16 protein-coding genes and 1 other RNA gene are annotated in these 17301 nt (G+C 69.0%); 8 read left to right on the forward strand and 9 right to left on the reverse strand.

Translation table 11 applies throughout. The annotated features are described in order from the left end of the window. Window positions 1-2 precede the first annotated feature (2 nt). Window positions 3-1229 (reverse strand): sensor histidine kinase, encoded by a 1227-nt coding sequence (locus LDL49_RS02015; RefSeq protein WP_225289124.1) that lies wholly within the window; start codon window positions 1227-1229, stop codon window positions 3-5. 183 nt (window positions 1230-1412) lie between these two features. Here LDL49_RS02015 and LDL49_RS02020 point away from each other — a divergent pair, with 183 nt between their 5' ends. From LDL49_RS02020 to LDL49_RS02030, 3 genes are read left to right on the forward strand one after another with little or no spacing between them, the layout of a single operon-like run. Beyond that, window positions 1413-2579: an acyl-CoA dehydrogenase family protein gene (locus LDL49_RS02020; RefSeq protein ID WP_225289125.1), complete on the forward strand. Its 1167-nt coding sequence runs from the start codon at window positions 1413-1415 to the stop codon at window positions 2577-2579. After that, the gene (locus tag LDL49_RS58145) at window positions 2576-3553 is read left to right on the forward strand and encodes an acyl-CoA dehydrogenase family protein (RefSeq protein ID WP_225289126.1); all 978 of its coding nucleotides are present in this window, start codon (window positions 2576-2578) and stop codon (window positions 3551-3553) included. Before LDL49_RS02020 ends, LDL49_RS58145 begins: the two co-directional genes overlap by 4 nt. Continuing rightward, complete coding sequence (locus tag LDL49_RS02030; protein ID WP_225289127.1) at window positions 3553-5037, forward strand: AMP-binding protein; 1485 nt, start codon at window positions 3553-3555, stop codon at window positions 5035-5037. The genes LDL49_RS58145 and LDL49_RS02030 overlap by 1 nt, the downstream gene beginning before the upstream one ends. A 49-nt stretch (window positions 5038-5086) precedes the next feature. On the opposite strand, the gene LDL49_RS02035 is transcribed toward LDL49_RS02030, so the two are convergent. The 4 genes from LDL49_RS02035 to LDL49_RS02050 all read right to left on the reverse strand — a co-directional run bounded on the left by LDL49_RS02035 (window position 5087) and on the right by LDL49_RS02050 (window position 9849). Then, window positions 5087-6043 (reverse strand): helix-turn-helix transcriptional regulator, encoded by a 957-nt coding sequence (locus LDL49_RS02035; RefSeq protein ID WP_225289128.1) that lies wholly within the window; start codon window positions 6041-6043, stop codon window positions 5087-5089. Between the two features lie 50 nt (window positions 6044-6093). Continuing rightward, window positions 6094-7524, reverse strand: a complete 1431-nt coding sequence (locus LDL49_RS02040) for an Nramp family divalent metal transporter (RefSeq protein ID WP_225289129.1) — start codon at window positions 7522-7524, stop codon at window positions 6094-6096. 69 nt (window positions 7525-7593) lie between these two features. Next, entirely contained in the window at window positions 7594-8376 is a 783-nt protein-coding gene (locus LDL49_RS02045; RefSeq protein ID WP_225289130.1) for a GNAT family N-acetyltransferase, read from the reverse strand. Window positions 8377-8385: 9 nt separating this feature from the next. Further along, window positions 8386-9849, reverse strand: a complete 1464-nt coding sequence (locus LDL49_RS02050) for a flavin-containing monooxygenase (protein WP_225289131.1) — start codon at window positions 9847-9849, stop codon at window positions 8386-8388. A 114-nt stretch (window positions 9850-9963) separates the two neighbouring features. On the opposite strand from LDL49_RS02050, the gene LDL49_RS02055 reads away from it, so the two are divergent. From LDL49_RS02055 to rnpB, 4 genes are all read left to right on the forward strand, one after another. Further along, entirely contained in the window at window positions 9964-10764 is an 801-nt protein-coding gene (locus tag LDL49_RS02055; RefSeq protein ID WP_225289836.1) for a Nif3-like dinuclear metal center hexameric protein, read from the forward strand. A gap of 2 nt (window positions 10765-10766) precedes the next feature. Next, window positions 10767-11507: a zinc ribbon domain-containing protein gene (locus LDL49_RS02060; RefSeq protein ID WP_225289132.1), complete on the forward strand. Its 741-nt coding sequence runs from the start codon at window positions 10767-10769 to the stop codon at window positions 11505-11507. Further along, the gene (locus LDL49_RS02065) at window positions 11504-12826 is read left to right on the forward strand and encodes a bifunctional RNase H/acid phosphatase (RefSeq protein WP_225289133.1); all 1323 of its coding nucleotides are present in this window, start codon (window positions 11504-11506) and stop codon (window positions 12824-12826) included. Before LDL49_RS02060 ends, LDL49_RS02065 begins: the two co-directional genes overlap by 4 nt. Window positions 12827-12893: 67 nt before the next feature. Then, an RNA gene (rnpB, locus tag LDL49_RS02070) (RNase P RNA component class A) lies at window positions 12894-13289 on the forward strand. Between the two features lie 77 nt (window positions 13290-13366). Here the strand turns inward: rnpB and LDL49_RS02075 are convergent. From LDL49_RS02075 to LDL49_RS02085, 3 genes are all read right to left on the reverse strand, one after another. Continuing rightward, window positions 13367-13711 carry a tyrosine-type recombinase/integrase gene (locus tag LDL49_RS02075; RefSeq protein ID WP_225289134.1) on the reverse strand — a complete coding sequence of 115 codons (345 nt, stop codon included), beginning with the start codon at window positions 13709-13711 and terminating at the stop codon, window positions 13367-13369. Then, the gene (locus tag LDL49_RS02080) at window positions 13708-14157 is read right to left on the reverse strand and encodes a hypothetical protein (protein WP_225289135.1); all 450 of its coding nucleotides are present in this window, start codon (window positions 14155-14157) and stop codon (window positions 13708-13710) included. The genes LDL49_RS02075 and LDL49_RS02080 overlap by 4 nt, the downstream gene beginning before the upstream one ends. 203 nt (window positions 14158-14360) lie before the next feature. Further along, window positions 14361-14840 carry a hypothetical protein gene (locus LDL49_RS02085; RefSeq protein WP_225289136.1) on the reverse strand — a complete coding sequence of 160 codons (480 nt, stop codon included), beginning with the start codon at window positions 14838-14840 and terminating at the stop codon, window positions 14361-14363. Between the two features lie 318 nt (window positions 14841-15158). On the opposite strand from LDL49_RS02085, the gene LDL49_RS02090 reads away from it, so the two are divergent. Continuing rightward, on the forward strand, window positions 15159-15575 hold the full coding sequence (locus LDL49_RS02090; RefSeq protein ID WP_225289137.1) for an HIT family protein: 417 nt from the start codon (window positions 15159-15161) through the stop codon (window positions 15573-15575). Here LDL49_RS02090 and LDL49_RS02095 read toward each other — a convergent pair. Further along, complete coding sequence (locus tag LDL49_RS02095; protein WP_225289138.1) at window positions 15565-17295, reverse strand: tetratricopeptide repeat protein; 1731 nt, start codon at window positions 17293-17295, stop codon at window positions 15565-15567. The two genes, LDL49_RS02090 and LDL49_RS02095, sit on opposite strands and share 11 nt — an antisense overlap. Window positions 17296-17301 lie beyond the last annotated feature (6 nt).

Genomic DNA, 17301 nt, shown 5'->3' on the forward strand with positions numbered 1-17301 from the left:
GTTCAGCCTTCCACGATCGGGAGCTGAGGGGGCCGAGGGAGCTGAGGGAGCCGCGCCACGAAACGGGCGCCGCGGTCGGAGTCCTCCAGGGTCAGGGTGCCCCCGTGGGTCAGCGCGATCTCGCGGGCGATGGCCAGCCCCAGCCCGGTGCCGCAGGCGTCGCGCTCGCGCGCGGCGCTCAGCCGGGTGAAGCGCTGGAACACCACCTCCCGCTGGTCCGGCGCGATGCCCGCGCCGTCGTCCACGACCTCGAGTACGGCCGCCCCATCGCTGTGCCGTACGGTCACCGCGACCTGGGACTCGGCATGACGTTCCGCGTTGTCCAGCAGGTTGGTGAGCAGGCGGGCCAGCCGGACCCGGTCGCCCATGACGGTCACGCCGGGCTGGAGCGTGGTGATCACCGGTTTCGACCGACGCCTGGCCGTCTCGGCGCCGACCAGCTCGGCCAGGTCGACGGGCTCGTCGACGGCGGGGGCGCCCGCGTCGAGCTGGGCCAGCGTCAGCAGGTCATCGACGATGGCCTGGAGACGGTCCAGGCTGCCCAGCAGCGCCCCGCCGGTCCGCTGCCAGTCGGCGTCGCCGGGGTACAGCATGGCCTCTTCGACCTCCGCGCGCATGGCGGTGATCGGGCTGCGCAGGTCGTGCGAGACGTCGGCGACGAACCTGCGCTGCCGCTCGGCCGCCAGCGCCAGCCGGTCTACCGGCGTGAGCGTCCTGGCCACCACCCGGGACACGCCGAACCAGGTCAGCGCCACCAGCGCGAGCGAGTCGCCGCCCAGGAAACCCACCACGGCCGGGTGGACGTACCGCGGCACCGTGGCCCCCGCCGCGTAGACCAGCCAGTCGCCGCCCCGCTCGTAGACGCGCAGGACGGTCAGGATCTCGCACCGACCGGGGAAGTCGGGCAGGTCGCACACGACGCGGGTGCGGTTGGCGTTGTCGGCGTCGGGTGTCCACCGGCTCATGCGCGGCCGGCCGGTCAGGTTCTCCGTCGTGGACACCACGCGTCCGGCCGAGTCGACGACCTGGATCCCGTCCACCTCGCCGCTGATGATCGGGGGCAGCTCGTGCCGCTTGACCAGGTGCACCACGCGCAGGGCGGCGGTGAGCACCTCGTTGGTGCGCCGCCCGACCGCCGTGGTGTGCACCGCGTGCAGCGCGAACGCGCTGACCACGAGGCACAGCAGCGCCATGGCGACGCTCGCGAACAGCGTCAACCGAGCACGCACGGACCGCCCGAACCGTGTGACCACGCCTTTCCCCCCGGCGATCAGCCGATCACACCTAGTCGTCACCATCCTAATTAACGGAGATTCAGCGACAAATCCGGATAAAACGCCAACAGAACGGCGCTCTATGCGTCCCGCATTCGGCTGGTTAGAGTAAGTGAGCACTGATGCCAGGGAGACGATGTGAACCTTGATGAGTATCGGCATGCCGCCAGGGCCTGGCTCCTCGAAAACGCTCCGGCCGGCGACTCCCCGGAGGCCGACCCGGTCGCCAGGGCCAAGGACTTCATGGCCCGGCTCTACGACGCCGGATACTCCGGCATCACCTGGCCGGCCCGCTGGGGCGGCCAGGGGCTGACCCAGGCGGAGGAGCGCGCGTTCGCCGCCGCGGCCCGCGACTTCACGCTGCCCACCTACGTCTTCTCGATCGGCCTCGGCATGACGGGCCCGACGCTGGTCGACCGGGGCACCGACGAGCAGCGCGAACGCTTCATCCGGCCGCTGCTGCGCGGCGAGGAGATCTGGTGCCAGCTCTTCTCGGAGCCGGGCGCGGGCAGCGACGTGGCCAGCCTGCAGACCAGGGCCGTACGCGACGGCGACGACTGGATCGTCAACGGCCAGAAGGTCTGGACCTCGGTCGCCCACCACGCCGACTGGGGGCTGCTGCTGGCCCGCACCGACGTCGAGGTGCCCAAGCACAAGGGCCTGACCATGTTCGTGGTCGACATGCGCCACCCGGGCGTCACGATCAAGCCGCTCAAGGACATGACCGGCCGGGCCAACTTCAACGAGATCTTCTTCGACGACGTCCCCATCCCCGACGCGCACCGCGTCGGCGAGGTCAACGACGGCTGGAGCGTGGCCGTCACGACTCTCCTGCACGAGCGGCTGTCGATCTCGGCGGGTGTCGGCATGGGCCAGGGCAAGGACGACCCCACCTCGCTGGCGGCGCTGCGCCAGGTGGTCGACACCACCGACCCGCTGGTCAGGGACGAGCTCGTCGAGCTGCACATCCGCTCGCGGGCGCTCGCCCTGTTCAACCAGCGCCTCTCCCAGGAGACCAAGGCGGGGATCTTCCCCGGTGCCCGCGGCAGCGCCGCCAAGCTGCTGCTGGCCGAGCTGTACCTGTTCCAGGCCGACCTCGCGACCCGGCTCGTCGGGCCCGAGGCGGTCGTCGGCGGCCACCCGCTGGCGCAGGCGATCTCCATGGCCCCGGGCATGTCGCTGGGCGGCGGCACCAACGAGATCATGCGCAACATCATCGGCGACCGCGTGCTCAACCTGCCGCCCGAGCCCCGGGTGGACAAGACCGTGCCGTTCAAGGACCTGAAGGTGGGGACGCAGGGGTGAAGCTCGTACTCAGCCAGGAGCAGCAGGAGCTCCGCGCCGCCGTCCGCTCGTTCCTGGCCGCGGCCTCGCCGCTGACCAAGGTCCGCGACGGCTACGACCGGGAGGTGTACGCGCGGCTCAACGGCGAGCTCGGCCTGTCCGGGCTGATCGTCCCGGAGGAGTACGGCGGGGCGGGCGCCGGCTTCGCGGAGCTGGCCGTGGCGCTGGAGGAGACGGGCGCCGCGCTGCTGCCCGGACCCTTCCTGGCCACGACGTTCGCCACGATCGCGCTGACCCGGGTGCCGGACAAGGAGCTGCTGACCGCCATCGCCGAAGGCCGGATCGCCGCCACCCTCGCCACCGGCCCGCTCGACCGGGTGCTCAACGGGATGGAGGCCGACGTCCTCCTGCTGCGCGACGGCGAGACCCTGACGGCCGTCGATCTCACCGCGCCCGGCGTCACCAGGACCGCCCTGGAGACGCTCGACCTGACGCGTGGCCAGGCCCGCGTGGTGCTGGACGACGGCGTGCCCCGCCGTGAGCTCGGCCCGCTGCCGGCCGGCGTGGACGACCTGCTCGCCGTGGCGCTGGCGGCCGAGCAGCTCGGCGTGCTGCGCGCCGCGCTGGCCGCCATCGTCGCCTACGCCAAGATCAGGGTCGCCTTCGGCCGCTACATCGGCTCCTATCAGGGGGTCAAGCACAAGCTCGCCGACATGCACTGCAAGCTGGAGCAGGCCGAGTCGATCGTCCGCTTCGCCGCCTGGGCCGCCGACGAGTCGCCGGACGAGCTGCCCGCCGCCGCCGCGCTCGCCCAGGCGTACGTGGGGCGGGCCTGCTTCGAGGTGGCCCGTGACCACCTGCTGCTGTACGGCGGCATCGGCTACACCTGGGAGCACGACGCGCACCTGTTCTACAAACGGGCCAAGGCCGACGAAGTGCTGCTCGGCCCGCCCCGCATCCACCGGGCCCGTCTCGCCGAGCTGCTGGAGCTGTGATGGACATCAGCGGACTGCCCGGCTTCTACGCGATCGCCGCCGCCGACCCGGACCGGCTCGCGGTCATCGACGTGGACGGGTCCCGGACCACCTACGGCGAGCTGCTCACCCGGGTCAACCAGGTGTCACACGGCCTGCGCGCCCGCGGGCTCAGTGACCGGGACGTGGTGGCCGGCGTGCTGCCGAACGGCCTCGACGCGGTCATCATGATCATGGCGACCGGGCAGATCGGCCTCTACTACGTGCCGATCAACTGGCATCTCACCGAGGCGGAGGTGGCCTACATCCTGGCGGACTGCGACGCGAAGATCGTGGTCACCGCGGACGGTCACATACCCGGGAGCGAGATCGGCACGGCCGGGCTGGCCGAGGGGCAGCCCGGGGACGCGCCCGGCGGGCGGGCCGGCGGGGCCGTCATGTGGTACACCTCCGGCACCACCGGCTTCCCCAAGGGCGTGCAGCGGCCGCTGTCCGGAGCCGAGCCCGAGGCGGTCGTTCCGCTCTATGTCTGGTTCCTCGGCGAGATCGTGGACCTGGTGCCCGGCGAGGCCGTGCACCTGGTCACCTCGCCGATGTACCACTCGGCGCCGTGCGCCCACACGCAGTTCGCGCTGCACCTCGGCCACACCGTGGTGATCACGCCGCGCTTCGAGCCGGAGAACATCCTGGAGCTGGTCGAGCGCCACAAGGTGACGAACGCGATGATGGTGCCGACCATGTTCCACCGGATGCTGCGGCTTCCGGAGGAGGTCAAAGCGCGCTACGACGTCTCGAGCCTGCGGCAGGTCATCCACACCGGCGCGGCCTGCCCGGTGGCGGTCAAGCAGGGGATCATGGACTGGTGGGGGCCGGTGCTCTACGAGTACTACGGCTCGACCGAGTCGACGATCGCCTTCTCGGTCAAGCCGCACGACTGGCTGGCCCGGCCCGGCACCGTGGGCAAGCCGGCGCCCACGTTCGAGGTCAGGATCCTCGACGAGGCCGGCGAGGAGCTGCCGCCCGGCGAGCCCGGCATGATCTACGTCAAGTCCAGCCTGGGGACCTTCGAATACCGCAAGGACCCGGCCAAGACGGCCGCCAGCATGCGCGGCGAGTGGTACACCCCCGGCGACATCGGCTACCTCGACAAGGACGGCTTCCTGTTCCTGTGCGACCGGCGCACCGACCTGATCGTCTCCGGCGGGGTCAACATCTACCCGGCCGAGATCGAGGCCGCGCTGCTGGAGCACCCCCTCGTGGCGGACGTGGCCGTCATCGGGGTGCCCGACGAGGAGTGGGGGCACAGCGTGGTCGCCCTCGTCCAGCCGGTGGCGGGCGTCACGGGCGACCCCGAGCTCACCGCCGAACTGCTGCGGCACTGCGAGCCGCGCATCGCCCGGTTCAAGCATCCGAAGGTGATCCACTACCGGGACACGCTGCCGCGCACGCCGACGGGGAAGCTGTCGCGGTCCAAGGTCAGGCAGGAGTACCTCGACTCGCGGTGAAATGACCGCGGGCGCTGACCGTTCCCCTACGGTCCACTGACCGTCCCCCTCAGCGACGTACGGCGCGTTGGTAGCGAGCCGCCAGGAGCAGTACGTGCTCGGCCAGCTCAGGCGGGTCGAGCACCTCGAAGTCCACGCCGATGAACCCGATCCACACGGCCATCCCCGCCAGGTCGTCGCCGCTCAGCCTGACCAGGCAGGTGGCCTCGTCGACCGGCTCGATGTCCAGCTTCAGCGGCGACCGGCGCATCACCTCGGCCGGGCTGTGCAGCAGCACCGTCGCGTGGTAGCGCCACATCGCGGTGGTCACGCCCTTCTCCACGTACGCGGCCACGTCACCGTCGCCGGGCAGCTCGCGGGGCGTGAACCGGGGTCCCGTGGCCGGCGTCCGCAGCAGGACGCGGTCCACCCGGAAGGTCCGCCAGTCCCGCCGCTCGACGTCGTAGCCGACCAGGTACCAGCGGCCGTGCCGGTGCGCGAGCCGGTGCGGTTCGGCGTCGCGCATGGTCGAGGAGCCGTCGTGGCCGGTGTAGTCGAAGCGGAGCCGTTCGTGGTCGCGGGCCGCGTTGGCGATCGTGGTCAGCACCTCGGGCGCCACCGACGGCGCGTCGCCGGGGATCTGCACCGTGTAGGTGTTCAGGGCGTTGACCCGGCGGCGCAGCCGCGACGGCAGCACCTGCTCCAGCTTGGCCAGGGCGCGTACCGAGGTCTCCTCGATGCCCTGGACGCCGCCGCCCGCCGCGCGGCCGAGGCCGACGGCCACCGCGACGGCCTCCTCGTCGTCCAGCAGCAGCGGCGGCAGCGCGGCCCCGGCGCCGAGCCGGTAGCCGCCCGCGACACCCGGCGTGGCGTGCACCGGGTAGCCGAGGCTGCGCAGCCGCTCGACGTCGTTGCGGATCGTCCTGGTGGAGACCCCGAGCCGCGCGGACAGCTCGGGGCCCGACCAGTCCTTGTGCGCCTGGAGCAGGGACAGCAGCTTGAGCAGGCGGGCCGAGGTGTCGAGCATGCCTGCCAGTCTGCCCCCCATCGCGGAAAGCACGCTTCCGCGATGGCGGGTCAGCCGAACAGTTTGTGCGCCTGCTGGATCACCGTCAGCACGGTGAGCGTGCCGAAGAAGGCGATCGACCAGACGAGCGCGCCCAGCCGGTACGACCTGACCTTGAGCGCGTCCGGCAGCGACCGGCGGTTCAGCACGATCAGCAGGATCGAGTAGACGAACATCATCACCGCCGCGAAACTGGCCGAGAACACCAGCAGGATCAGCGGCTGGTCGAACCCGAGCAGCAGGATCACGATGCCGAGCAGCGCCATCGCCCACACGATGAAGAAATACACGCGGTTCTCGGAAATGGCCTTGTCGCGCAGGTAAATGGTCTTCAGCGCGTCGGAGGCCAGCCGAGAGGTGTAGTCGACGATGCCCATGGCCGAGGCGAACAACGACAGCGCCCCGATCACCCAGAACAGCACGCCGAACCACGGCCCGACCGACGCCTTCAGCGCCTCGCCCTCGACCTGCAGGAACCCGATGCCGTTGGCCAGCCCCGGCTTACCGAACACCGTGGAGTAGGCGAGCATCGACATCAGCGCGATCGTCAGGAACGACACCAGCGCGAACGTGGCCGCCTGCTCGATGTTCGCGAAGCGCCACCACTGCTGCCATCGGGCCAGGTTCTCCTTGGTCGGCGCGAACTGGAAGCCCGTCGAGGCGGCCGCCTCCTCCTCGCCGGTGACCGGGCTGACCAGGCGCGGCACGTACAGGCCCATGCCGAAGCCCTTGTCGCGGATCCAGTTGCTCTGGCACAGGTTCTGGCCGCCGCCCGCGCCCGCGTAGGCGATCGCGCCCATCAGCACCGCGAACTCCAGCGGCGGCACCGGGAACCGCGCCCCGACGCTCAGGCCCTTGCCCAGCTCGATCCAGCTGTCGGCGTTGATGGCGAACAGGATCGCGACCACCGCGAGTATCAGCACCAGAGCGATCTTCACGAAGATCACCCGTTCCAGCAGGATGTAGATGACGGGCGCTAGTGTCAGCCCGAGCGCGATCACCAGCAGCATGCCGATCGCGATCCAGCGCACGCTGCCGGCGCCCGTGCCGGTCAGGTAGGTCATCATCGTGGCCGACGTGGTCACCCAGCCGGGCCACAGGTTCGAGCAGAGCGTCATCACGACGAAGACGAGGCTCCAGTGCTTCCACATCCGGCTGAAACCGGTCAGCGCGGTCTCGCCGGTGGCCAGCGTGTAGCGCTCGATCTCCATGTTGAGGAACCACTGGGTGATGATGCCGATCGCGGCGCCCCAGATGAAGACCAGGCCGACCTGGGAGGCGATGTACGGCCAGAGGATGAACTCGCCGGAGGCCAGCCCGACCCCCGCGCCGACCAGGCCGGGACCGATGATGCGCCAGCTCGATCGCGGAGGCTCCGGCAGGTCTCGGACGGCGACGGGGGGCAGGACTCGCGCAGGAACAGTCGGGGTGAATTCCGCCATGCGGATCTCCTTGCTCGACGTGCGTAAGCGCCACATTACAGAGATCCGAAAGCTGAGTGGAATAGGCAGTCAGCCGGTTTCCACCACATATTCCCCGTTGTCGGTGAACCCGGTGACGCGCTCGCCCGACCCCATCAGCCCGCCGAGCACCTCGCGCACCGCCAGCCGCCACGCGCGGGCCGCCTCCGGGTCCTCGCGGCGCAGCGTCTCGATGTCGTACGGCGTCGCCACCAGCACCGCCGGCCCGTCGGCCAGGCCGATTACCGGCCGATTCCCGTCCGCTTCCACCCCCCGCGTGTACGGCCCGGCGGACGGCTCCGGCGGCGACTCCGTCAGCCGCCAGACGGCGAGCAGCCGGTCGGAGGCGTCGCCCTCGTTGATCGCGTCGGCCATGACGCCGTAGAAGTCCTCCAAGTACCGCTCCGGCCGGGCGCCCAGTTTGGTCAGGTTGAACCGGGCGTTCCTGCGTACGAGCGGGTCGAAGGTCCAGGTGACCCTCTCCAGCCCGCGCTCCAGGCACCAGGCCCGCTGGTGCAGCTTGAGCGCGTAGCCGATGCCGCGCCCGACCACCGCCCCGGTCACGTGCGAGTGCAGCGTCCGATCCGCCGCGAGGAAGCCCACCGAGGCACCGACCAGGCTCTCGCCCTCGTACGCCCCGGCCACATAGCCGCCCGTGTGGGCGAAGCCGATCATCAGCTCCACCGGCACGGGCGCGTTGCGCGGGTCGGGGTGCCAGATGTCGTCGTACAGCCGGTAGACCTCCTGGAAATCGTGGATCTCGCGCAGCTCGCGGATGGTCACACCGGTCTTCTCGGCCGCCTCACGGGCGGCGGCCGCTTCCGCACTCGTCATTGCGGTTACTTACCCGCCGCTGGTCAGACCAGCCATTCCTGGAGTGGCCGGACGGTAGGCGGTGCGTGGCGGCCGGGCCGTCAAGCGGCGGTAGAGCGTCGTGGGGCCCGGCCAGTTGTTGGTGACGCGGCCTTCGGCCCTCTTGTACCAGCTCTGGCATCCGTTGCCCCACACCATCCGCGCCATCGCCGCGTCGAGCTGCCTGCTCCAGGCCGCCATCGCCTCGGGCCGTACTTCGATCGGCCCCTGCTCCGAGAGGTACGGCAGGCAGGACATGATGTGGTTCACCTGGCATTCGAGCATGAAGATGATGGAGTTGTGGCCCAGGTTCGTGTTCGGCCCGTACAGCAGGAACAGGTTCGGGAAGTCCGGCACCGAGATGCCCAGGTACGCCTCCGCCCCGCCCTTCCACCGCTCCCGCAGCGACTGGCCGCCCCGCCCCGAGACCTCCATCGGCGCGAGGAACTCGGTGCTCCTGAACCCCGTGGCGTAGACGATCGTGTCCACCTCGTACGGCCGATCGGTGGTCTCGATGCCCTTCGGCGTGATCCGTACGATCCGCTCCGTCACCACGTCCACGTTCGGCCTGGTCAGGGCGGGATAGAAGGTGCTGTCGATGACGACCCGCTTGCAGCCCGGCGGATACTCGGGGGTGAGCTTGGCGCGCAGCGCCGGGTCGGGGACCTGGTTCCTGAGGTGGTCGAGCGCCCGCTTCTTGAGCAGGCCGACGCTCCAGCCCTGGGCCAGGGCGGGGTAGAGGGTGTTCTCGGCGTAGCGGTAGATCCACTCGCGGTAGGCGCGCTGGAGGCCCGGGACGAACCGGAACGCGAGCCTGGTCAAGGGGCCGAAGGTGGCGTCGGGCTTGGGGATCACCCAGTTCGGGGTGCGCTGGAACACGATCAGGTGCTCGGCCTCGGCGGCGACGCGCGGGATGAGCTGGGCGGCCGACGAGCCGTTACCGATCACCGCGACCCGCCTGCGGGTGAGATCGTGGCCGTGGTTCCAGCGGGCGGAATGGAAGGACGTGCCCTCGAAGTCGGACATTCCGGGTATGTCGGGGAGCTGCGGGCGGTTGAGCTGGCCGACGCTCATGACGACGACGTCGAAGGTCTCTGTGGTGCCGGCCGTGCTGACCTGCCAGTGGGAGCCGTCGAAGACGGCGCGCTCGACCTCACTGCCGAACCGGATTTTCCCCCTGACGTCGTATTTATCGGCGCAATGCTCTAGATAGGCAAGAATTTCTGGCTGCTCTGGGTAGCGGCGGGTCCAGCTCGCATATTTCTCGAAAGAGTAGGAGTAAAGGTGCGACGGGATGTCGCAGCCCGCGCCCGGATAGCTGTTGTCGCGCCAGGTGCCGCCCAGGCCGTCCGCCTTCTCGAAGACCGTGTAGGAGCCGATGCCGGCCCGTTCGAGCTGGATCGCCATGCACAACCCGCCGAACCCCGCTCCGATGATCGCGACCCTGGGCGCCATGGCATCCTCCACATGTCAGGATCCACTTACGGTACGCCGCGCGTCCCTCCGACGACACCCCTCGCCGATCACGTACCGGGGCCGGGCGGCCGGTAGTCTGCGCTGGTGGCTGGAGTGACGCTGGCGGATGTGATCAAGGAGCTCGAGGCGGCCTACCCGCCCGCCCGAGCCGAGTCCTGGGACGCGGTGGGCCTGGTCTGCGGAGACCCGGCGCAGGAGGTGCGGCGGGTGCTGTTCGCGGTCGATCCGGTCGCGGCCGTCGCCGCCGAGGCCGTCGAGTGGGGCGCCGACCTGATCGTCACCCACCATCCCCTCTATCTGCGCGGCACCACGAGCGTCGCCGCGACCACGCCCAAGGGCCGCCTGCTCCACAACCTGATCAAGAACGACATCGCCCTCTACACCGCCCACACCAACGCCGACGTGGCGAACCCCGGCGTCTCCGACGCTCTGGCCCGCGCCGTCGGCCTGACCGGCGATCTGGTCCCGTTGCGGCCGTTCCCCGACGATCCCTGGCGCGGGCTCGGCCGCGTCGGCGACCTGCGGTCGGAGATGACGCTGGCGGAGTTCGCCGAGCGGGCGGTCGCGGGGCTGCCGGAGACCGCGCAGGGCATCCGCGTCGCGGGCGACCTGGCCCGCCGCGTCACGCGCGTGGCCGTCAGCGGGGGAGCGGGCGATTCGCTCCTCGGTACGGTCCGCGCCGCGGGTGTGGACGTGTTCCTCACCGCGGACCTGAGACACCACCCGACCAGCGAATTCATCGAGGAGGGCGGCCCTGCGCTGATCGACGCCGGGCACTGGGCCACCGAGTGGCCATGGCTCGACAGCGCCGCGTCCATCCTGGGTTCGAGTGGCGTTACCGTTGAGACGCGTGTCTCCGCCACGGTCACCGATGCTTGGACAAGAGGATATTGATCATGAAAGCAGCCCCCGAGGCCCAGAAACGACTGCTCGACCTGGCTGACGTTGACTCCGTGGTCGACCGGCTGGCGCACCGCCGCCGTACGATGCCGGAGCTGGCGGAGATCGACGAGCAGTCGAAGCGCTACGCCAAGCTCGCCACCGACGTGATCGGCGCCGAGACCGAGGCCGGCGACCTGGCCCGCGAGCAGGCCAAGGCCGAGAACGACGTCGACGCCGTCCGCAGCCGCGCCGACCGCGACCAGAAGCGGCTCGACTCCGGCGCCGTCAGCTCGCCGAAGGACCTGGCGAGCCTCCAGTCCGAGATCGCCTCCCTGCACAAGCGCCAGGGCGACCTCGAAGAGGTCGTGCTGGAGATCATGGAACGCCGCGAGGCCGCCGACAGCAAGGTCCTCGACCTGATCGCGCAGCGCGACGAGATCGCCGCCACGCGCGCCGCCGCCGAGGACCGCCGCGACGCCCTGCTGGTCGACCTCGACAAGGAGGCGGGCGAGGCCCAGACCCGCCGCGCCGCCGTCGCCGGCGAGATCCCCGCCGACCTGCTCGCGCTCTACACCAAGCTCAAGGACCAGTACGGCGTGGGCGCCGCCATGCTCAGGGGCGGCCGGTGCCAGGGCTGCAAGGTGGCCCTGTCGATCGCCGAGATGAACCGCATCAAGGCCGCGCCGCACGACGAGGTGCTGCGTTGCGAGGAGTGCCGCCGCATCCTCGTACGTACTCCAGAGTCAGGCATATGAGCTCCTACATCATCGAGGCGGACGGCGGCTCGCGCGGCAACCCCGGGCCCGCCGGCTACGGCGCCGTGGTCATGGACGCCACCGACCGCCAGGTGCTGGCGGAAGCGGCGGAGGCGATCGGCGTCACGACCAACAACGTGGCCGAATACCGAGGGCTGATCGCCGGGCTGACGTCGGTGCTCGCGGTGGGGGGCGAGGGCGCCCAGGTCGCGGTACGCATGGACTCCAAACTGGTCATCGAGCAGATGGCCGGCCGCTGGAAGATCAAGAACGAGGGCCTGCGCCCGCTCGCCCTGGAGGCCGGCAAACTGGCCAGACGGCTGCGGGTGACGGAGTGGACCTGGATCCCGCGCGACCAGAACCGGCACGCGGACCGCCTGGCCAACGAGGCGATGGACGCCGCGGCGAAGGGTTTGACCTGGAAGGCGGGCGGCGCGGCCCTTACGGACTCGCCGCCGCCCACGTCTACTCCGGCCGACTCCGAAACCCGAACTTTGTCCGAAACCCGGGGCGGCAACGAAACCCGGGCCAACTCGCGGGGCGACTCCGGAACCTCGGCCCGGCCCCGGCCCTCATCCACCCAACAGACGGACCTCCTGGACATAGCTGACAACGTGTCCGCCCCTACCGCCTCGGTGGCCGCCTCCCAGTCGGCCACCACCCAGCAGCGCGACCGCGGCACCGGCTGGGCCCCACCGACCCGAGTGGCGACCTCCCTGCTCCTGCTGCGCCACGGCGAGACCCCACTGTCCGTCGACCGCCGCTTCTCCGGCCTGGGCGACGCCGAACTCACCACCAAGGGCCTGGCCCAGGCATCGGCCGCCGCCGAGCGGCTGTCCCGCGAGCCGTACCACCTGGACGTGATCGTCACCTCCCCCCTCAAGCGCGCCCGGCAGACCGCGGAGGCGGTCGCCCAGCGCGCGGGGCTCGCCGTAGAAGTGGACGACGACCTCAGGGAGGCCGATTTCGGCGCCTGGGAGGGCCATACGTTCACGGAGGTCCAGCGCGGCTGGCCGGCCGAACTGGCCGCCTGGCTCGCCGACCCGACCACCGCGCCCCCGGACGGCGAGAGCTTCGAGGCCGTGGCGGAGCGCGTCAAGCGAGCGGAGGAGCGCCTGGTCGAGCGGTACGAGGGCCGGACGGTGCTCATCGTGTCGCACGTGACGCCCATCAAGACGCTGCTGCGGTTCGCGCTGATGGCACCTCCTGCGGCGCTCTACCGTATGCACCTGGACCTGGCATGCCTGTCGCTGATCGAGCACTACGCGGACGGCCAGTCCGCGGTGAAGTCCTTCAACGACACCTCCCACCTACGCTGACATCCCAGCGGAGCAGGCTGGTCGACCGACGGAAGATCTACGGGGGTTTGGTAAACTTCCAGCTAGACGAGTCGGCCGGGCGGCCGCGTCGGGCCCTTCACGGGCCCGCCGAGGAAGGTCCGGGCTCCACAGGGCAGGGTGGTCGGTAACGCCGACCCGGGGCGATCCGCGGGACAGTGCCACAGAAAGCAAACCGCCTCCAGATCCTTCTGGAGGTAAGGGTGAAACGGTGGTGTAAGAGACCACCAGCGCCCACGGTGACGTGGGCGGCTAGGTAAACCCCACCCGGAGCAAGGTCAAGAAGGGACGCTCTCCGGAGCGTCCCGCGCGCGACGTTCGAGGGCTGCCCGCCCGAGCCGCGCGGGTAGACCGCTTGAGGCCGCCGGCAACGACGGCCCTAGATGGATGGTCGCCCCTTCGTTCCGACGAAGGACAGAACCCGGCCTACAGGCCGACTCGTCCGCCTTACTCTCCTCTGACCTGCGGCGAAGCCCTGATCAGGCAAGATCAAAGCGGCCGGAGGGCACAATGGGGGCACATTCACGCGAGCCCGCCCGCCACGGCGAAGGCGTGGTCCAGGGCCGTGCGAGCTCGCTCGGACGCCTCGGGGACCAGATGCCCGTAGAGATCCACGGTGGTGATGGACTCGTGCCCGAGCCACCGGGACACCTCGGAGATGGGCACGTCTTCGGCGAGCGCCGTACTGGCGAAGGTGTGGCGAAGATCGTGGAACGTCATGTCCGTCGGTGCTCCCGCTGAGAAGACCGCAGGCTTCAGGACGTCGGCGTCCCAGGCGTAGTAGCCCTGGCGTGAGACACCCAGCACCCGGGCCAGCAGGGAGACGTCGTGGTGGTCTTTCTCCGCATCGATCAGCCGGATCCTCATATCGGCCGATCCGTCTCCCGCGTGAAGAAAACCGCGGCTTTATGCAAGATCTCCTTCTCCTCGCGTAGCAGCTTGACCTCACGTCGTAGCCGGGCCATCTCGTCCTTCTCGGCGCTGGTCAGCCCGTCTTGGCGGCGGTACCAGACCGGAGGGGCGGGAACGGCCATCAATAGTCGTAGCACCGTGGTCCACGAGACCTTCACCGCCGGCTGGGACAGCACGGCCGCTCCGGCGCGGTCGGCCGGCACCACCGCCAGGTCCGCGATCAGCGCGGTCGGCTCCACGGTGCGGTGAGCATGACGGGCTGCCAGCTGCGGGACCTGCTCGCGGAACGTTTGCCGCACACAGCCGCAGGCATCGCACCCCAGTCCACGTACGCGCAGGTCGACGACTACCGTGCGGCTGGCCGGCACATCCGGCAGACGCCGGGTGTGGGAGGCGTCCACCCGGCGGGTCAAGACCCCACACGCTCCGTCACCATCAAATTCGTGTCAGAGCCGAAAACCGTACAGTTCCAAACCCGAGCTGCATACGGACGCGACCGTTCGCGATGGTCGGCTGGACTGTAGATCTAAGATCATCGAGGGGCGTGTCCGTCGTTCCGCTCCCGTGTCTCGCCCAGCTCTGCCACTCACCTCACGAGAACGCATCAGCCCTGATGGGAGGGTGTTGAGCCTCGCCAGATTCTTCTTTGTTCGGAGGTGGAGTTCTTGTTCATCCAATTCCAAAGTGCTTCGAGATCCTTTGCTACTTCTGATCCGTTTGGAACTAGATTGGCTTCCAGTGTCGTCTTGTACCACCAGGAGTAGGTGTCACCAAAGAGGCGGCATACGTATTTCTTTCGAATCTCTCCGTGTTCGATGGAGAGCCAAAGGCGCTGGAAGAAATAGATGATCTGACGTAAGTCTCCCATGGTCGAATAGCCAAGATGCTGATCCAGTTCATCATAGGTGAGGCCGGGATTTTCCATGAGGATATCGGCGCAGGTATAGCGGGCGCGGATCATTTCAGGGCCGTGTAGTTCCTTGTGTAGTTCGAAGGTCATGGCCAGATGCCGCTGGTTCACAGTGAGCCAGTAGGTCAACCATACGCCGACGAAGACGCCACCAAGGCCAGCGAGTCCTTCCATGTGCAACTCCTGAGTATCGGAGACTATTCGGGACACTTTGCTGTCTGAGTGTAAACAACAAGCTTTGTCAAACTGCTCCGTGTCCTGTTTCACTTATCAGAGGAAACCGGAAACCTCGTGATGGATCATGGGAACCGTGCCGTCGTGGCCTCCTTCGCTTTGCTGCTACAGATGTCACCGACTCTTGGTGGATCAGCTGGTTTTCTGGAGGCCGAGCTCGGGGAAGGCAGGAAGTGTTACCCGACCATTCCCGATGTGAGTGTGGGCCGCTGTGGCAAGCCGCAGCGGTACCGGAATGCCCGATCACTGTGAGGTCAGATGAATCAGTGTTCGTTCTGTGCGATCGTGGAAGGAAGGGCCCCGGCCGATATCGCCTATGCCGATATCGACGTGGTGGCGTTCGCTCCGCGTAGACCGGCAAACCCGGGGCATCTTCTTGTTGTGCCTCGGGTGCACATTGCCGATATCTGGATGTTGCCGGAGGAGACGCTCTCGATGGACGTGCACATCGTGCGACTGGCGCGGGCGATCAAGGAAGCGCTGCGGCCCAACGGGCTCAACATCATCACCTCGGCGGGCGCCGCGGCCACGCAGACGGTGTTCCACCTGCACATCCATCTGGTGCCGCGTTGGTTTGGTGACGGGTTCGGACATATATGGCCGGGCGGAGAGCGGGTCATGGCGACGTCGGCTCGTGAGTCGACCCAGCTGATCAGGGAGATCTTCACCTGTTGACTGTGTCCGCCGGGTCGTCCGGTCCGGATTGGCGGAGAGCAGCGATGCTGTCTAGGATCTCTCCGCTGAGGGCGGCGTCGGTGACCGGATCGCAGAGCTGGAGCGCTTCCTCCAGAAGCCCGAGCGCACGTTCCGGCTCCTCACCGTTGACCGCGGCGGCTAGATTGGTTAGCGCTGCAGCGAGGTCTCTGCGGCAGAGCGAAGGCTGGTCCTCGCGGATGGCGCGGTACACGGCGACGGCTTCGCCCGCCGCGGCGGCGCTTTCCGCCGTCAGCCCGAGCGAGGCCCGGGCGAGTGCGAGGCCGTTGAGCGCGTTGGCCAGACGCGAGCGGTAACCGTCCTCCTGCGCCGCAAGTTCGCGGAAGACGGCCACCGACTCCTCCGAATTCGCCGCTGCCTCCTCAAACCGGTTCATACTCCGAAGCCGGACGCCGAGATTGGCCAGCGCCGCACCAAGCCCGCTCAGGATTTCTCGATCCTCGGTCGGCAGTAAGCTCCTTCTGATCTCCACCGAGGCATTGATCGTTTCCAGCGCCTCCTCGGTCCTGCCCAGTCTGCCGAGGGCCAGAGCCTTCGTGTTGAAGGCCATGGCGAGGTCCTGGGTGAACACCCCCGGATCCCGGATCGCGAGCTCGCGGTAGAGGGTGGCACTCTCCTCAGCCATGGCCAGCGACTCGGCGGTAAGCCCGACCGGAGCCGAGATGATCGCCCCATTGTTCAGGGCCATGGCGAGGTCGCTGAGGAACACCTCTGGGCGGTGCATGGCCAAGCGGCGGTAGATCTCGATGGTTTCGGCGGCGGCCTCGGCGGCCTCTTCCTTCCGGTCGATGTCCTCCAAGAGGAGGGCCTTGGTGTTCAGGGTGCTCGCCAGATCCGGGAGATAGGCGTCCGGTTGGTGGTCAGCCAAACGGCGCCGGAGGTCGATCGCGTCGAGGACGATCTCCAGGGCCGCAGCATGGTCCCCGGTGGCCCGCAGGTGCACCGCGAGGTTGTTGAGAGACCTGGCGAGATCGTGCATCACCGTGGTCTCATGCCCGCTGTCCCAGAGGCCGATGTAAAGCTGGGTGGCCTCTGTCGCGGTGTCCACCGCCTCGCGGTGGCGGCTCAGGGCGCGGTAGCGGTTGGACAAGGTGTTGAGCGAGTTGGCCAGCTCCGAGGCGTACGCGTCGGGCCGGGCTGCCATGAGCCCGCGGTACCCGATGACGGCGCGTTCGGCGTGGTCGGCCGCGGCCTCTGCCTCGCCTAGATCGCTGAGACACAACGACGCGATGTGCAGCGCCGACATGCAGTGCGTGAGGTAGGTCTCCTGGTCGGTTTCGGCGAGCCGCCGGTAGAGGTCAAAGCTCTGCCTGATCGCAATGAGCCCGTCGTGAGGTTTTCCGAGCTGGCGCAGCCGGCGCGCCAGCCGGTTCAGGAGGTGAGCCGTGACGGCCGGGTCACGGTCCGGCAGGAGGAGATGCGCCTCAAGGGCGCGTTCGTTGGCGAGGACGGCCAACTCCGCCAGTGCCAGGGTGGTGTCGGGGATCTGGGCAAGGACCAGATTCACCGCCTGGTCGCCGTTCTCGTTGACGGCTTCCCGCAAGACCCCCACTAGCGGGCGAGGATCCTCTAACCGGGTCGCGACCGTGACGGCGGCCTCGACGAACCGGGCCCCGGTCCGGGCCGAGACCTCGGTGAGGACGCCGGTGAGCCGCGGATGGCGGGGCGCGCCGCGACCCATCACGGT

The sequence above is a fragment of the Nonomuraea aurantiaca genome (genome assembly GCF_020215705.1).
GTDB lineage: Bacteria > Actinomycetota > Actinomycetes > Streptosporangiales > Streptosporangiaceae > Nonomuraea > Nonomuraea aurantiaca.